Below are 15,655 nucleotides of genomic sequence, written 5' to 3' on the forward strand. Positions count from 1 at the left end.
TCTATTTGAGACAGCCTCTTCCTAAAAATCACTTATGCTCGTTTAAACGGCCACCAGTTTGCGGCACCAAATGTTTTGACCATAACCGGAACAAATAGAGGTAAAACAATTAATGCGTAAAGGAGCAAGCCTGTTAAAATAATTGAAGCAATTTGGATAAGGGAAAGCATGCCTGAAGGAATCATAGCTGCAAATGTCCCGCCAAGGATGACTACAGCCGAAATAATAACGGTTCCCATCTTTTTCATCGATAAAAGCATGGCCTCTCCTACTGATAAATCCTTATACTCATTAAAACGATCCATTAAGAAAATACTGTAGTCAACACCAAGGGCGACGAGAATCACAAAAGCAAAGAATGGAACAGCCCAGCTGATTCCTGTATATCCTAATAGATTCACAAAGACCACTTCATTTATTCCAATGGCTGTGTAATACGTTAAGATCAAGGAGCCAATCAAATAAAGCGGCATGATGAGTGATCTAAATAAGAAAACTAGAATAATCGAAATACCGACAAGCATTAAAATAACGGTACGTGTATAGTCGTTATTAGACATTGTATTTAAATCAGCATTTGTACTTGTAATTCCTCCGATTGCGACCTTGGCATTTTCTAACTTCGTAGCCTTTGTCGCACGTTCAATCGCCGCATTAATGGCATCAACCTGATTGATTGCTTCATTAGAGTAAGGATTTGCCTCAAAAATCACATCAAATTTCATGACTTTACGGTCACCAGATAAATAGGTATCAAGCGACTGTTGGAAATCCTCACTTGTTAACACGTCTTCAGGCAAGTAAAAGCCTGCTGTCTCGGATGTTTTCGCTAAGTCGGCTAAATAATCCTGAGCAGAGCCGAGTCCATTTGATACTTGATTTAATCCTGTAACACTTTGATTTAATCCACTTGTTAATTGATTCATTTGTCCATCAAGATCGCCAAAACCATCTAGCAGCTGCTTTTGACCTGTTGTGACACTTGAGAGACCATCTGATAATTTTGGCATATTGCTTACAATTTGGCTCTGTCCGTTTGCAAGCTCATTTAAGCCTGCTTGCTGCTTTTCTATTCCGGCAATAAGTTGTGCTAACCCTGCTGAGATTTGTTTATGGCCCTCAATCAGCTGAGCGAAGTTCTCATTTGCCTTACTTAAGCCGTTGCTGATACCACTTTGTGTTTCGGTTAATTTACCAATTCCTTCTGCTAGCTTAGGAAGCTGTGTAGCTGTAGTTTGGACCGTAACTTTGATATTTTTATAATCTCCATCGTCAGTCAGCTCTGGATACTTCGCTTCTAGATTTTTAAAACTTTGATCTAATTGAGACAAGGCACTAGATAGCCCTGTAATCCCGTTGCCAATCTTGCTATACTCTGAAGTTAAAGCATACAGACCATTTGCTGCATTTTGATATCCTGAAAGCAGCTGGCTGCTTCTGGCCTGAAGTTCTTCAACTCCTGCCTTCGCTTGAGCTAAACGCTTCTTTATCTCATCAGAACCGGCAGAGCCTTGACGAATTCCAGCCTCAATTTTGGCTAGGTTACTCTGAACTTCTGACATTCCTGATTGAATTTCCTCAGTACCCGAGATCAAATCATTTATTCCACTTGTTGCCTCTTTAAACTGTGGCGACGATTTGGTGAGTTCGCTTTCCGCCTCTGCCAATCCTTTACTTATCGTGTCAATCCCATCTTTTCCATCATTAAGACCTTCTTCAAGCGTTCCCGCTTGGTTAGCCACATAGAACTCGTCTATTTTTTCACCAGTCGGCCTAGTCACAGAACGGACGGAATCGACTAAATCAACTGTTTCGAGCTCCTGACTAATCTTTTCAGCTAAGCTGATATATTCTGTTGAATCCATTTCTTCATCATTTTTTAAAACAATTTGTGTCGGCATAGATTCCCCTGGACCAAAGCTGTCTGAAATCGCATTAAACGCTTTTATTGAGTTGACATCACTGCCGATTTCCTCTAAGGAGTTATATGATAATTCGCCATCATATTGCACTAAAAATGGGACAGATATCGCTGCAACAATTAGCAGAGCGATGATTGGACGGGTAAGCGAAAAACGGCCGACAATTGCCCATAATTTACTATCCTTATGTTCAAGAGTTCCTTTTGATGGCCAAAAGATTTTATTCCCAAGTACCGCCATGAAGAAGGGAACAACGGTAAACAATGCGACCAACAAGACGGCAACTCCAACCGCTACAGCTGATGCGGATTGATAAAGCTTAAATTGGGAAAACCCAATGGCAGCAAAGCCGATCATGACAGCTATCCCGCTGAAAAAGACAGTACGTCCTGCATTGCGATACGTCGCAACAATCGCTTCTGGCACACTTTCATGATGTGACAGTTCTTCTTTAAATCGACTTAACAACAAAATACAATAGTCTGTACCAATTCCGAATAAAACAGCGACTAAAAAGATCTGTGTAAAATTTGAGATTGGAAAGTTCACAACATCAACTAAAATCGCAACAATTGATTGTGAAGCCAAATAGGTAATCCCGACGGTAATAAGCGGAATAAGTGGTGCAATAACAGATCGAAATACAAGGAGCAGGACAGCTAAAATAAACACAACGGTAATCCCTTCCGTTTTCTTTAAGCCTTCCTGTGAGCTTGTCATGACATCTTGATCAATCATCCAGCCGCTCGTATAGTAATGATCCACATTGACATCTTCAATTGCCTTATAAAGTAATGCTGATACTTCCTTGGCTTCCCGGTCATTCCAACTAACCGACACAGACGCTAAAATGGTTTTACCGTCCTTTGATACTAGCTGTTCCTTTAAACTTTCTTCATTAAAGTGAGTCAGAATTTCTGTGACGCCAAGCTCTTTGTTCTCCTCGAGCAAACGAATCGCTCTTTCAGCTTCCTTGATTTCCTTAGTTGACAGTTTATCTTCATTATGAAAAACAAGGGCCACCTGTGTTTCATCTCCGGCATTTTCCTGCCTCTGAACATCCTCCAAAATCTCACTTGCTAAGGTTGAAGAATATCCTTCCGGGACGCTAATCTGCCCTTTCTCACGCACAAGGTCTGCCATATTAGGCGCAGCAAAAAATAACCCTGCTAGTACAGTAATCCAAGCAACAATAACAAGCCATTTTCCTTTAATGATGGTGTTCACCGCTATTCCTCCAAATGACAGTTTTTAAGAGACTTTAAAAGTCTATCAAGCTTTTCATATGTTTCAATAAATGCGACAATTTCGCTTTCCTCAAAACTTGTAAGTATGGATCCTACTAAGTTGCAAATTTTATCCTCTGTTTTTTTGTATAACGCTTCCCCTTTCTCCGTTAGTGTTAAGTAGATGACACGGCGATCATTTTCATCACGTGTCCGCTTAATTAACTCTTTGTCTGTTAGGCGATTGATGATTGCAGTAATCGCGCTTTTCTTTACCTCAAAGACCTCTGCAAGCTCGGTGGATGTACATGTTCCGGCCTGATGGATATACCGCAATGTGTAATGCTGGTCATTTGTAATTTCTTCACCGATACTGTCCTTAATAAGGTTTTCACCCTTTTTTGTTACAGAAAACGACACGGAAAGGTACCGATTAATCAAATCTTCTATCTGTTTTTCCTTCATAAAGAAGCCGCCTCTCTTATTAGTTCAACGATTTAACTATTCAACTATTTAACTATATATCGGCATTCGACTGCATGTCAATGAATATTCTGATACGTATTGAACTAGAACATGGAATCATCATTATAGGCATATAATAGGAAACAATAATCGGAATGAGGAGGGAAAACGATGAAGCTTTTGTTCAGTCGTAAGCAGTTTTTCAAGAGAAATCAACAAGATCTTTCATGGCTCTTTTTTTTCATTTTCGTTATCCTGCTAATCGGCTATACAATTGATTTTTTCATTTATAAGGATTGGTCCTTTTTGTATGTAACAATTGCAGCACCACTTATTTTTGGCTTGATTTATAGAGGGAAAAGCAAAGGATAGAAACCCTCAACATTCCTGAAGGAGCAATGAGTTTTCCTCGTATCCCTCAATGTATTATCCAGCAATGCTTCCTCTTTCTCGTTTTTTAAACATGGCATACTTTACTTTTTCGCAGGGAAAAATATTGAAAATGAAATGCTTTGGGGTGTCAAAAGTGAAAAAAATGCCATTGACCTCTATCACGAGTGGAATGGGAATTGAAGTTCTTCCAGATGTTTTTTGTTTATCAGATCAAATTGTCAATCTCTGTTTTATTGGAAACCCAAGAGAGACGAATGAGTTTGTCTTGATTGATGCCGGAATGCCGGGATCTAGTGAATTCATTATAAACGAAGCGGAAAAAAGATTCGGGGAAGGCTGCAGATTGAGCAGCATCATCCTGACACATGGACACTTTGATCATGTTGGTGCTTTACCTGATTTGCTGTATAAATGGGATGTACCGGTCTATGCTCACCCTTTGGAAGCGCCCTATTTAACCGGAAAAAGTGATTATCCGCCGCCAAACCAAGAAGTGGAAGGATTTGTCGCAAAAATGTCTAAAAAGTTTCCAAGACATAGCATCGATATTAGCTCACATCTAAAGCTGTTAAGTAACGATGGTATCCTGCCTTCCTTACCGGACTGGCGTTATATCCACACACCAGGACATACACCAGGTCACATTTCATTGTACAGAGAGCATGACCAAGCATTAATTGCTGGAGATGCGTTTACCTTGGTTGAACAGGAATCATTATATGATGTCATCACACAAAAACAGGAAATGCATGGCCCGCCAGCCTACTTCACGATTGATTGGCAGGATGCATGGGAATCTGTCAAAAAACTAGATGCATTAATGCCCTCAATCGCTATTTCAGGACATGGACTGCCAATGGCAAATGATGAGTTAAGGACAGAGCTGAGAAAACTTGCACTTCACTTTGATCAAACCGAAATTCCGAAAAATAGAAAATGATATCATACAATTTTGTTTCCTATCTCTAACCTTTCTTCTCTCCACATACACTTTAGTGATAGGAGGGAGAAGATGATTTATATAGGAAATAACTTTGTGCAGGAAAATCAATTGCACACATCGACACTTTCAGAGGAAGAAAGAGAAATGATTGATCGTATGGGCCGGTATCCAATCAAGTATACCTTTTTGAATAATGATCATTTTCTGTTTGTCCTTCATTTGCGCTCTTCAATTATTAAGGCATCAAGAGATTTGTTTGCTAGTGAAGCCAGGTTCACCACTTTTGAAAACGCCCGTTGTAATGAACGGTATTGGAGATTAACAGTGCAAGGAGGCTTTAAGCTTAGAGACGGAATTCGTCCGTCCGATGCGATCAATGATATTTTTCAAAATGGCGCCAAGTACGGGTTTGAGTGTGCGACTGCGATTGTAATTATTTTTTATAAAGCCGTTCTTGATTCGATAAATCGCACCCAATTTGACCGAATCTATCAAGGCATGTACTTACGTGACTGGCAATCGGATGATGACCTGCCCATTTATACAAGAAGGGGAAATGATTTTATTCCCGGTGATTGCCTATATTTTAATAACCCGCAATTTGATCCAAAAAGGCCCCAATGGCGCGGGGAGAATGTGATTGATTTAAGTAAGGGACTATATTTTGCTCATGGAATAGGTATAAAAACAGCAGAAGGTGTTATCGAGGCTTTAAATAAGCGGAGATATCCTAACGCAACTATATCAGCCTATTTACTGTCACAGGTGACTCGAATTGATGATTATTATCTCTATCAATTTGCAAATGACAGTCATCGTCAAGGAAATGTTCCGCGATTTATCTCACTCAAAAAAATAGTCGGGAGAATTGGCACACATTTATATTATGATTAAAAAAAAAGCGCAAGTGCCTTGAACAGCCTAGGGCAAATAAGACTAATTGGAATAAAAGGCGTTTTTTGCCTTCAATTCCAATTTGGTTAGACCCTAGAGGGGCTAGGCGCTGGCAGTCAAAAGCGCGACGTTAATCGCCATGACTGCACTTGCACGTCCTGTGCTTCGGAGCTAGATGTCAAAGCGCTATCTAATTTCCTGGTAAACGACAAAGAAAGGCTGTCTAAAATGGATTAGGCCCATTGAGACAGCCTCTTTATTTATTCAGGCCGTTTTTTTTTAATGGTCGCCATCAGAAAAGAAATGATCGTTGATAACAATGTATATCCGAGCACCCAAATAAAAAATGTTTCGTTAAAAAACAGGAGCAGAATAAATGATAAGAGAACAAAAACAACAGCAGGTGCAACATAGATTTTTTTGGTCATCATAAACCCTGCAATTGAAACTAAGATGACTATAACAAAAAAGAATATTAGTAAGAATTCCATACATCACCTCATACTGACACTTCCTAATACATCATATTAACATATCAAACATAGAGTAAGCATTCCAAATTAACTCCCATTAAGATTGGGATAAAGATTTTATATAAAAGGTTCTTTGTCTTGGACCGTCAAATTCACAAAAGTAAATGCCTTGCCATGTTCCTAAAAGCAATCTCCCATTCGTAATAATTACTGTTTGTGATGCCCCAACAGTGCTTGCTTTCATATGCGCTGCCGTGTTACCTTCTGCATGCAAGTCTTTTACGACATTCCACGGATAGACTTCATCAAAGCGTCTAATCATATCCCGTTTTACATCTGGATCGGCATTTTCATTGATCGTTATTCCAGCCGTTGTGTGCGGACAATAAATTAAGACAGCCCCTTCTTGTACTCCTAATTCACTCACGAAGGCTTGGACTTCTTCTGTTACCTCAATCATCTCATCGCGTTTATTTGTACGCAGCGTTTGTTTTTTTAACATGTCAGTCTCTCCCTTTATCAGAGTTACATTCCATTGGATAAAACCCTTTGCAAGATATTTAATACGGATAATCCCATTGGTTTATTTAAAGTTGACAATCTCTCTTCTTATTTTAAACCATCCTGCTATTTTTTCCAGCAGACTAATTTTCATTACCATTAAATTGTATAATTTTCGCAAGCTATTTTAGGAAGTGCGCATACTAAGAAAAGCGAAAGCGCTGAGAAGGTGTGGTGATTTTTTGAAAGTCAGTGAAGAGGAAAAAAAGCAGCTTAGTGAAGCAATTGATAAGATGAACGAAGGCTTAGATGCATTTATCGGATTTTATAATGATTCTGAAGAAGATAAAGGATTAATTGAGTTCTCAGAGGAAACCATCAAAACGATCGAAAACGCAATCGAAGTTTATGGGAAAGAAGAAGTCACAGCAAAAATAAATACGATTATTAAAGAAGTTTTATCATTCTTACCTAATAAGAAGGGTTGAGTTCAATGGCCAAAACGAACAAAACAATTATCCAATGGCTGAGATGGCCCATACATTACCGAATATCATTAATCGTGCTTTTTATGATCCTTGTCTTTGGAGAAATCATCTCACTAGTGGAACCTAAGGAATTTCCTACAACGTTTGACGGGATTTGGTGGGTTGTTGTGACGGTCTCAACTGTGGGATTTGGTGATTATGTTCCTGAAACCTATTTAGGACGGGGAATAGCGATCATCATGATCTTAGCAGGCGCAAGCTTTGTTTCAGCTTATTTTGCCAGCATCTCTGCAGCGGCGATTAAAAGGCAAAATTCACATGCAGAGGGCACTATTTCATTTAAAGGCTCAGATCATGTTGTCATTATTGGCTGGAATGAAAAAGCAAACGAAATGATCGAGTCACTTCAATCCGTAAAACCGTATAAACAAATTGTCTTAGTAGATGATTCTTTAAAAGAATCACCGCTAATTGAAAATGTTCACTTTGTACGCGGAAATCCGCTCCATGATAAAACCTTACTGAAAGCAAATATTTTAGAAGCCGATGCGGCCATTATCACTGCTGACCAGCATAAAAATGAGCATGATGCAGATATGCATTCCATTCTTGTCTTATTAACATTAAAAGGGATCAACCCTAGTCTGTACTGTATAATTGAAATTTTAACCGAGCTGCAAACGAAAAACGCAGATCGTGCCGGTGCCGATGAAATCATCCGCTCCTATAAGCTAACTAGCCATTTTATGATGAGCAGCTATTTAGCAAAAAATGGACTATCTAAGTTTTACTCTGAGCTGAATCCAGCAAGTGGAAATTTATTTAAAATCTTGCCAGTATCAGATGAGCTAATTGGAAAAACATTTAAAGAAGCAAGCCATGAGCTTCTTGAAAAAGAATCGATTTTAATTGGAATAAAAAGAGGAGAGGAAACAAAAGTCAATCCCCCCCTCACCTATGAAATTCAACCCTTGGATTCATTAATTGTTTTTACACACTAACTAAGCAGTTCCGCTTCCAATTGCTTAACAAGCTCCTTCCCGGTCTCAACATATTTTTCAGGGAAGGCAGCATCCTTTTCTTCCGGCTCCTGGAACTGATTAAACGAAGCACTAAAATTCCCAATTTTCGCATGATCATCCATATCTTCCTGATATCGATGGGATAATAAAAATGGTGTGCCAATTTCAACCATCGTATTAGGTGTGTCAAGCTGACCATCTGTCGCTTTGAAGGGAACTCTTAAATATTGATAGCCATTTTGAGAATCAATTTTATAATCAAAGTATCCATGATCATACTCCCAATTGCCGCCAATTGAATACCCCATAGGCTTCAGCTTTTGTTCAAGATCATACAATTCAATCGTTTGCCCTTCTAATCTTGATTCAATCTCGATCATTGTTTAACCCCCTTTTACCATTAGATTTTCCTAATGATAAAAAAACATTCTTTTGCAGCTAAAGATGTGCTGAAATGAGTGGGGCTGCTTTTTCGCTCGCGCTAATCATTGCTCGATTACGTCGATATCAACCTCAATTCTGCCGTTCTTATTTCTATTTTGCCAATATCAACCTTACTTCCGCTATTCTATTTTCTATTCCGCCGATATCCTCCCTCGATAACTTTTAGATTCATTTTAATTCAAATGAACTTATAGACAATTATTTTTATCTATGGACAAATGTCCACCCAATTTTTCACTAAGTGAATACAATGTAAAAACAAAATACCCAGGGAAGGAATGACTAGTTTTGGAGCAGCTTATTACACCATGGGATTCAGATGAAATATTAGATGATTTATATGTTCCACAATATATAGAGGAAATGGCTCAACAAGTAATTAATCAATACGACTTTAAAGTGAACAGCATGGAAGTTATTACAACAAAGGCGGATAAGGGTGGACTAATATGGAAAATCAATACGAGCAAGGGGCCTAAAAGTTTAAAAATACTCCATCGGAGACCATCCAGGAGTTTATTTAGCATTGGTGCACAGGAATATTTAGTCAATGTTAAAAAGGCTAGAGTACCACCGATTGTAAAGACAAAATCGGGCAGCAATATAGTGGAAATGGGAGGGAAAATCTGGTTTGTTGCTGATTGGATTGAACCTCTTTATCAAGTATCTGCAGATATTGAAGGGGCAAAGCTACTAAGCAATGCCATTGGCGAATTTCATCAACTTTCTCAAGGATATGTTCCTCCTAAAGGAGCAGAAAATGCTTCAAGACTTTTTCGATGGCCAAATGCATATAAAAAGATTGTTAGAAAAATGACCTGGTTTAAAGATGTAGCCAAACTATATTCAGAAATGCCTGCTAGCAGGACCATTCTAGACACAGTAGATATATTTGAGGAGCAAGCAAAAAAAGCATTAACTATGCTGGAGCAATCCTCATATCAACAAATGGTCTCCAAAGGAAATAAGGAATGGGGATTAGTGCATCAGGATTATGGATGGTCGAACGGACAAATGGGACCAGGCGGCATGTGGATCATCGACCTTGATGGAGTAGCGTATGATATTCCTATTCGAGATTTACGCAAGCTCATTACCGGCTCTATGGATGATCTAGGAAAGTGGGATATCAATTGGATTGTAGGAATGCTGGAAGCATACAATGAGGCGAACCCTATCACAGACGACTTGTTTGAAATTCTATTGATCGATTTTTCATTACCTAATTTATATTATAAAAATGTAAAAGAAATGTTGATTGAGCCAACCATAGCTTTAAATAGTGAATTGGATTCTGTTGTCCAAAGAATCGTAGAAATTGATAAGACAAAATGGCCAATAATTGAGCAATTGCGGAAAGAATGGAGAGGGGGAAATAGGAAGTGAAAATACTAATAGTTAGTACGGAAAAACTCCCAGTGCCACCAGTAAAAGGGGGGGCAATCCAAACATTCATCGCTGGAGCTATTCCAAACTTAAGAAAAAACCATACTATTACAATAATAGGAAGGGACGATGAAACATTACCAGATAAGGAAACAAAAGATGGTGTTCATTATGTAAGGGTCCCAGGCGGGTTATTGGAGACATATCAGGAGGGTGTTGTAAATTTTCTTAAAAACAATACCTTTGACTTAATTCACATTTTTAATCGCCCCCGCCTCGTTTTACCGATACGGGAAGCGGCACCAAGTTCACGTATCATTTTAAGCATGCACAATGATATGTTTAAGAGGGAAAAAATAGATCCTGAAGAAGCTCAGAATGCAATTAATCAAGTAGATAAAATTATTACAATAAGTAATTATATTGGAGAAGAAATAGTAAAGCTTTACCCTGATGCCCAACCTAAAATTCAAACGATTTATTCTGGTGTTGACCTGGATCGATTTGTTCCAACATATTCGGAAAAAGGCAAAAGAATTAGAGCTTCCATGCGTCAAAAACACGGCCTTGAATCAAAAAAGGTTATTTTGTTTGCTGGGCGGCTTTCAGTGAACAAGGGGGCAGATGTACTCCTGCGAGCGATGGTGGATTTAGCTAAGAAGCACCCAAATGTGGCTTTAGTTCTAATGGGAAGTAAAGGCTTTAGTGATAATCGAATGACCGATTACATTTCTTATATTAAAGCGATTGCAGACCGCCTTCCTATCCCAGTGATCACTACTGGATTTGTGCAGCCAGATCAAATTCAAGACTGGTTCGCTGCTGCAGATATCTTTGTTTGTCCTTCTCAATGGGAAGAACCGTTAGCCCGGGTACATTATGAAGCAATGGCAGCAGGATTGCCAATCGTAACAACTGCCCGTGGAGGAAACCCTGAAATAATCGAGATTGGAAAAAATGGGTTTATCGTTGAGAAACCAGACGATCCTCAGGAATTTGTCACACACTTATCTAAATTACTCTCTAGTCCTTCCCTCTGTAGGGAAATGGGACAATATGGACGGCACATTGCAGAAAAAAATCATAACTGGAATCGAGTCATCGATGATATATCCCAAGTTTGGAGTGGGATTGAGCATAAAATTAAAAATAACATTGACATTAGCAGTCCTTCAATAATTCATGACGAGAAAGACATTAGTACTCCTTCAATAATTAACGAAAAGAAAGATAAGCAACCGTTAACTGAAAAAACAGCAACTGAAAAGACTTCCCCATTAGAGAAGAAGCAAGTTCGAGAAAAACTAAAGAAGCCAATTAAGAAATTCCCTCTTCCTTCAACGCCATGGTTTAATAAAGAAAATATGGCTATCAAGGTAAATACGATTGAATCTTAACCTTTTGAATGGCGGGTAAAAGGTTGGCTGGCAACCTAAAGTTTCCCCTTTGGAAAGGACATTTTAAGAAAAGCACAAGGCGCTAAGCATTCGACGACAAGCATAAGTCAAATAGGAATAGAAAGTGCTCTTTACCTTCTATTCCTATTTGACTATTTTTTTACGTTAAAAAAGTATAAATGCAACTAGGCAATCGCCGGCGCCTTAAGGCATGGCGCTAGCCAATTTTTCTTTACACTTTAAGAAAGCATAAATTGTCAGCAAAGATAAAAGTTCGACGTAGAGGACAATTTTAAGTTTAAAGTATAAGGGCAACTAGTCAATCCCCGGCAAACTTAAGGCATGGCGCTAGCCAAGTTTTCTTTATCATTATACATATAAGTACCCTATAAAGCAGACATAAAAATAAAGTCTACCCTATAGGGTACGGTATAACTTTTTGCTTACCCTAAATATTGTTAAATGAATCAGAATCGAAATAACGGCAATCCAAACTTTTTATGAAATTGATCTTCCTTGATTTTTGGAATCAATTCAGAATAAACGTTGGTTAATCGGCTTGCTACATGATGGAATTGGAAATTTGATTCCACCAATTTTCTAGCATTTCTTGTAATTCTATCTGCTGTAACAGGATTCATCAAATAAAAATGGATTCCCTTTGCAAATTCACTAACTTGATCGTACTCCTCTATTAAATAGCCAGTTTCTTTATGGGAAACGACCTCTGCATTTCCTCCTCTATTAGTTGAGATAGTTGGAATTCCAGCAGCAAATGCTTCATAGTGAACCCGTGCTAACGGTTCTTGCCATTGGGAAGAGCAGACGAAAATATCACTCATTAAAAAAATATTCGAAATTTCCTTTGCAGGAATAAAATTCGTGAAAATAACTTTGTCTCCTAATGGTTGGGCTAATTTCTTTAAATAACGAATATATTTATTGATCCCATCATCACTAAACCACTTTCCCCCTGTAATCACAAGGACCGCGTTAGGATGTCTTTTAGCAATGGCTTTAAAGGCAGATATCAGAAGATGAGGACCTTTATTTTTTGTGAGCCTTCCAACAAATAATATGACCTTCTTATCTCCGATATTGTATTTTTGTCGATATTCCTTGCGAATTTGTTCTCCCTCTGGCGACCAAACAGGGGGATATTCCATTAAATTTACTCCTGAGTAAACTACTTTTATTTTGGACTCTGCTTCAGGAAACCGCTCCAAAACAGTTTGTTTTATATAATTACTTACAGTAACAATTCTTTCCACAGAGTTTACAATTTCCTTCCCTTTCTCCAGAGAAACTTTTTTTTCGGAAAGCATTTCATTATGAAGTCCTAAAACAAATTGGCTTGATGGGGAAGCCTTTTTATAAAGGGGGATACTTAATGGTCGGTTAAAAACATGAACAATGTGAAACGCTTTTTCAGCAAGTATTTTAGCAATATTTACTTCATAATTTTCAGGCGGTAATCGAATGTATTGTACGCCGCTACGTACTTCATATTCAGGAAGGGATGGATCGGTGACAGAGAAAATAGTAAAATTATATTCTTTACTGATAAATGGCGTTACACCGTCGATCATCATTTGAATAGCTCCACCCTTTATGGCAGGAGAAGGGAGCTTTTCTGTACAAATAAAAGCGAGTCTCATTACTCAACCCCCTTATAAATAACTAGTAAATCCTCTATTTCATGGAGTAGCCCCTCTTTTAATGACACTACTGGCTTATATTGAAGTATTTTCTCCGCTTTTGAAATATCTGCCCAAGTATGTCGCGGTTCCCCACGAGTTTTCCCAATAAAGTCAAGGGTTACTTTTTGCCCCATTATCTCTTCTAATATTTTAATGACTTCTAATATAGATTTACGTTCCTTGCCACCGATATTAATTGTTTCTCCAAGGGTATGTTCTGCATAAAGAGCGGCAACAGTTCCTTCTACACAATCTCTTACAAACGTAAAATCACGTGTTTGTTTCCCATCACCGTAAATTGGAATAGGTTTATTCTTTAACATGCATTCAATAAATCGATGAAACGCCATATCCGGCCGCTGTCTAGGTCCATAAACAGTAAAATATCGAAGAATGGTGATAGGAAGGCCATCGTTTTCACTGTATACCTTACATAAATACTCTCCTGTAAGCTTTGTTACTCCATATGGAGAAAGAGGGGAAGGCATACTATCTTCCGAAACCATGCCAACCTTTTCTCCATATACAGAAGAGGTGGAAACATAAATAAACTTCTTTAAAGGAACATTCTTACAAGCCTCTAACAGTCGTTGGGTAACGAGTATATTATTTTCTACATACAATTGGAAGTTGTTCCCCCAGCTAGAACGAACACCAGGCACAGCTGCTAAATGAAATATTACATCATCTTTAGAAAAAATTTTACTCCAATCAATTTCTAATAAATTTTGATTGAAAAATTGAAAACGGGGATGGATCAGAAGATTTTCTAAATTTTTTAATTTAATTTGCTTCTTGGAAGGGTCAATAAAGCCATCAATGCCAATAACTACATTCTGTTCTTCCTTTAATAACCTTTCGCATAAGTGAGAACCGATAAACCCAGCAGCTCCCGTTACGATAATTCTCATTTTCTAGCCACCCCAATATAATGAAATTGATGGCTTGTTACGATTTTAGGGTCAATAATATTCCGGCCATCCACTAAAATATTTCCCTTCATAAAATCCTTTACCTTTTTCCAATCAACGGTTTTAAACTGATTCCATTCTGTAGCAATAATTAATGCGTCTGCTCCTTTAATAGATTCATACATATCTTGATGAATGGTAATGGCAGGTTCAAATAAATGGACAATAGGGTCATAGGCATGGATCTCTGCCCCTCTTTCGAGCAATTTATCGATTAATAATAATGATCTTGATTCGCGTATATCATCTGTTTCAGGCTTAAAGGATAATCCCCAAACGGTCATTTTTTTCCCATCGAGGCTTGTTAATTTATTCACTAGTTTATCAATATATAAATCAATTTGAGAGTCATTCACATTTTGAACAGCCATTAACATCTCAGGAACAATATTTTTCTGTTTGGCAGCATATTCTAATGCCCGCACATCTTTTGGAAAACAAGATCCACCATAGCCTAATCCGGCATTAAGAAAATAAGGACCAATTCTTTTGTCCGTTCCTAACGCATTTGCAATATGGGATATTTCTACATTATAGGCGTCACAAATACGTGCCATTTCATTAATGAATGATATTTTTGTTGCCAAAAAGGCATTACTGGCATATTTAATCATCTCTGCACCCGTTAATGAAGTAATAATATAAGGGGCATGCAGCTTCTCATACAGCGTTTTTACTATTTCAATAGGTTTCGTTCTTCTTGCACCCAACACAATTTTATCGGGATTCATCATATCAAATACAGCATTTCCTTCTCTAAGAAACTCAGGGTTGGATACAACGTCAAACATACTAGAGTCAATACCTTTTTCTATTAAAGACTGATGTATCCATTCATTTGTTCCTGGTAATACCGTACTTTTAGTGATTATGGTTTTATGGGAGGTTATCGTCGTCTGTACTATGGTGTTTATGACTTCTATAATGGCAGTCAGGTTTTGACTTCCATCCTTATTTGTGGGAGTACCGACTGTGATGTAAAGGATTGGGCAGTCTTTCATCACGCCCTGAATATCAGTTGAAAAATGAAGGAGACCCCTTTTTTTATTTCGGACAATCAGTTTCTTTAATCCTGGTTCATAGATGGGGATTTCCCCCTCCAGTAATTTCTCTATTTTCAATTTATTCTTATCAACACAGTGAACCTCATGACCTAAGTCCGCCAACACAGCACCAGTAGTTAAACCAACATACCCTGTACCAATGACACATATTTTCATCATTATCAACCCTCATTGGCTATATGTTAGAAACATTCAATATACTAATATCTTATTTAGCTTTATACAAAACGTGAAAGTGGGTTAAGTATTTAGAATTAAATGGGTGCAAAAATAAGGAAAGCGCAAGCGCCTTGATCAGCCTAAGACAAATAAGACGCTAATGAATAGAAGGCGTTCTTTGCCTTCAATTATAAATTGGCTAGACCC

Annotated in this window: 15 protein-coding genes; 7 read left to right on the forward strand and 8 right to left on the reverse strand. The window is 38.1% G+C overall.

Annotation, left to right across the window (positions count from 1 at the left end):
• Nucleotides 1-32: 32 nt before the first annotated feature.
• Together ACSVDH_RS23125 and ACSVDH_RS23130 are read right to left on the reverse strand one after the other, a co-directional pair.
• The gene (locus tag ACSVDH_RS23125) at nt 33-3,149 is read right to left on the reverse strand and encodes an MMPL family transporter (RefSeq protein ID WP_439251685.1); all 3,117 of its coding nucleotides are present in this window, start codon (nt 3,147-3,149) and stop codon (nt 33-35) included.
• A gap of 2 nt (nt 3,150-3,151) precedes the next feature.
• Entirely contained in the window at nt 3,152-3,613 is a 462-nt protein-coding gene (locus ACSVDH_RS23130; protein ID WP_299087283.1) for a MarR family winged helix-turn-helix transcriptional regulator, read from the reverse strand.
• A 171-nt stretch (nt 3,614-3,784) separates the two neighbouring features.
• On the opposite strand from ACSVDH_RS23130, the gene ACSVDH_RS23135 reads away from it, so the two are divergent.
• The 3 genes from ACSVDH_RS23135 (at nt 3,785) to ACSVDH_RS23145 (ending at nt 5,843) form a co-directional block, all read left to right on the forward strand.
• A complete protein-coding gene (locus ACSVDH_RS23135; protein ID WP_439251684.1) occupies nt 3,785-3,985 on the forward strand; it encodes a hypothetical protein in 201 nt (66 codons plus the stop codon).
• A gap of 163 nt (nt 3,986-4,148) precedes the next feature.
• Complete coding sequence (locus ACSVDH_RS23140; RefSeq protein WP_299087571.1) at nt 4,149-4,946, forward strand: MBL fold metallo-hydrolase; 798 nt, start codon at nt 4,149-4,151, stop codon at nt 4,944-4,946.
• 72 nt (nt 4,947-5,018) lie between these two features.
• Nucleotides 5,019-5,843, forward strand: coding sequence for a protein-glutamine gamma-glutamyltransferase (locus tag ACSVDH_RS23145; RefSeq protein WP_439251683.1), 825 nt, complete (start codon nt 5,019-5,021; stop codon nt 5,841-5,843).
• Nucleotides 5,844-6,103: 260 nt separating this feature from the next.
• Here the strand turns inward: ACSVDH_RS23145 and ACSVDH_RS23150 are convergent, their stop codons facing one another.
• Nucleotides 6,104-6,334, reverse strand: coding sequence for a DUF2651 family protein (locus ACSVDH_RS23150; RefSeq protein ID WP_439251682.1), 231 nt, complete (start codon nt 6,332-6,334; stop codon nt 6,104-6,106).
• 79 nt (nt 6,335-6,413) lie between these two features.
• The gene (locus tag ACSVDH_RS23155) at nt 6,414-6,818 is read right to left on the reverse strand and encodes a secondary thiamine-phosphate synthase enzyme YjbQ (RefSeq protein ID WP_439251681.1); all 405 of its coding nucleotides are present in this window, start codon (nt 6,816-6,818) and stop codon (nt 6,414-6,416) included.
• Between the two features lie 241 nt (nt 6,819-7,059).
• Between ACSVDH_RS23155 and ACSVDH_RS23160 the strand changes: the two genes are divergently transcribed.
• Together ACSVDH_RS23160 and ACSVDH_RS23165 are read left to right on the forward strand one after the other, a co-directional pair.
• Complete coding sequence (locus ACSVDH_RS23160) at nt 7,060-7,305, forward strand: hypothetical protein (protein ID WP_439251680.1); 246 nt, start codon at nt 7,060-7,062, stop codon at nt 7,303-7,305.
• Nucleotides 7,306-7,310: 5 nt separating this feature from the next.
• Entirely contained in the window at nt 7,311-8,306 is a 996-nt protein-coding gene (locus ACSVDH_RS23165) for a potassium channel family protein (protein WP_439251679.1), read from the forward strand.
• Here the strand turns inward: ACSVDH_RS23165 and ACSVDH_RS23170 are convergent.
• Nucleotides 8,303-8,707, reverse strand: a complete 405-nt coding sequence (locus ACSVDH_RS23170) for a YugN-like family protein (RefSeq protein WP_299087297.1) — start codon at nt 8,705-8,707, stop codon at nt 8,303-8,305. The genes ACSVDH_RS23165 and ACSVDH_RS23170 overlap by 4 nt on opposite strands.
• 352 nt (nt 8,708-9,059) lie before the next feature.
• Between ACSVDH_RS23170 and ACSVDH_RS23175 the strand changes: the two genes are divergently transcribed.
• Together ACSVDH_RS23175 and ACSVDH_RS23180 are read left to right on the forward strand one after the other, a co-directional pair.
• On the forward strand, nt 9,060-10,157 hold the full coding sequence (locus ACSVDH_RS23175) for a CotS family spore coat protein (RefSeq protein ID WP_439251678.1): 1,098 nt from the start codon (nt 9,060-9,062) through the stop codon (nt 10,155-10,157).
• Nucleotides 10,154-11,554, forward strand: a complete 1,401-nt coding sequence (locus tag ACSVDH_RS23180) for a glycosyltransferase family 4 protein (protein ID WP_439251677.1) — start codon at nt 10,154-10,156, stop codon at nt 11,552-11,554. The genes ACSVDH_RS23175 and ACSVDH_RS23180 overlap by 4 nt, the downstream gene beginning before the upstream one ends.
• A 467-nt stretch (nt 11,555-12,021) precedes the next feature.
• Here ACSVDH_RS23180 and ACSVDH_RS23185 read toward each other — a convergent pair whose 3' ends face one another.
• The 3 genes from ACSVDH_RS23185 to ACSVDH_RS23195 are packed head-to-tail and all read right to left on the reverse strand — an operon-like array spanning nt 12,022 to nt 15,445.
• Nucleotides 12,022-13,212, reverse strand: a complete 1,191-nt coding sequence (locus ACSVDH_RS23185; protein ID WP_439251676.1) for a glycosyltransferase family 4 protein — start codon at nt 13,210-13,212, stop codon at nt 12,022-12,024.
• A complete protein-coding gene (locus ACSVDH_RS23190; RefSeq protein ID WP_439251675.1) occupies nt 13,212-14,165 on the reverse strand; it encodes an NAD-dependent epimerase/dehydratase family protein in 954 nt (317 codons plus the stop codon). Before ACSVDH_RS23190 ends, ACSVDH_RS23185 begins: the two co-directional genes overlap by 1 nt.
• Nucleotides 14,162-15,445: a UDP-glucose dehydrogenase family protein gene (locus ACSVDH_RS23195; protein WP_439251874.1), complete on the reverse strand. Its 1,284-nt coding sequence runs from the start codon at nt 15,443-15,445 to the stop codon at nt 14,162-14,164. The genes ACSVDH_RS23190 and ACSVDH_RS23195 overlap by 4 nt, the downstream gene beginning before the upstream one ends.
• Nucleotides 15,446-15,655 lie beyond the last annotated feature (210 nt).

The organism is Metabacillus sp. Hm71, assembly GCF_051842955.2.
GTDB lineage: Bacteria > Bacillota > Bacilli > Bacillales > Bacillaceae > Metabacillus.

Excerpts from the sequence above, each read along its gene's own strand:
- ACSVDH_RS23140 (WP_299087571.1), top strand. The coding sequence starts at position 4,149 with ATGCCATTGACCTCTATCACGAGTGGAATGGGAATTGAAGTTCTTCCA.
- ACSVDH_RS23130 (WP_299087283.1), bottom strand. The coding sequence starts at position 3,613 with ATGAAGGAAAAACAGATAGAAGATTTGATTAATCGGTACCTTTCCGTG.
- ACSVDH_RS23165 (WP_439251679.1), top strand. The coding sequence starts at position 7,311 with ATGGCCAAAACGAACAAAACAATTATCCAATGGCTGAGATGGCCCATA.
- ACSVDH_RS23185 (WP_439251676.1), bottom strand. The coding sequence starts at position 13,212 with ATGAGACTCGCTTTTATTTGTACAGAAAAGCTCCCTTCTCCTGCCATA.
- ACSVDH_RS23190 (WP_439251675.1), bottom strand. The coding sequence starts at position 14,165 with ATGAGAATTATCGTAACGGGAGCTGCTGGGTTTATCGGTTCTCACTTA.
- ACSVDH_RS23170 (WP_299087297.1), bottom strand. The coding sequence starts at position 8,707 with ATGATCGAGATTGAATCAAGATTAGAAGGGCAAACGATTGAATTGTAT.
- ACSVDH_RS23135 (WP_439251684.1), top strand. The coding sequence starts at position 3,785 with ATGAAGCTTTTGTTCAGTCGTAAGCAGTTTTTCAAGAGAAATCAACAA.
- ACSVDH_RS23150 (WP_439251682.1), bottom strand. The coding sequence starts at position 6,334 with ATGGAATTCTTACTAATATTCTTTTTTGTTATAGTCATCTTAGTTTCA.
- ACSVDH_RS23155 (WP_439251681.1), bottom strand. The coding sequence starts at position 6,818 with ATGTTAAAAAAACAAACGCTGCGTACAAATAAACGCGATGAGATGATT.
- ACSVDH_RS23145 (WP_439251683.1), top strand. The coding sequence starts at position 5,019 with ATGATTTATATAGGAAATAACTTTGTGCAGGAAAATCAATTGCACACA.
- ACSVDH_RS23195 (WP_439251874.1), bottom strand. The coding sequence starts at position 15,445 with ATGAAAATATGTGTCATTGGTACAGGGTATGTTGGTTTAACTACTGGT.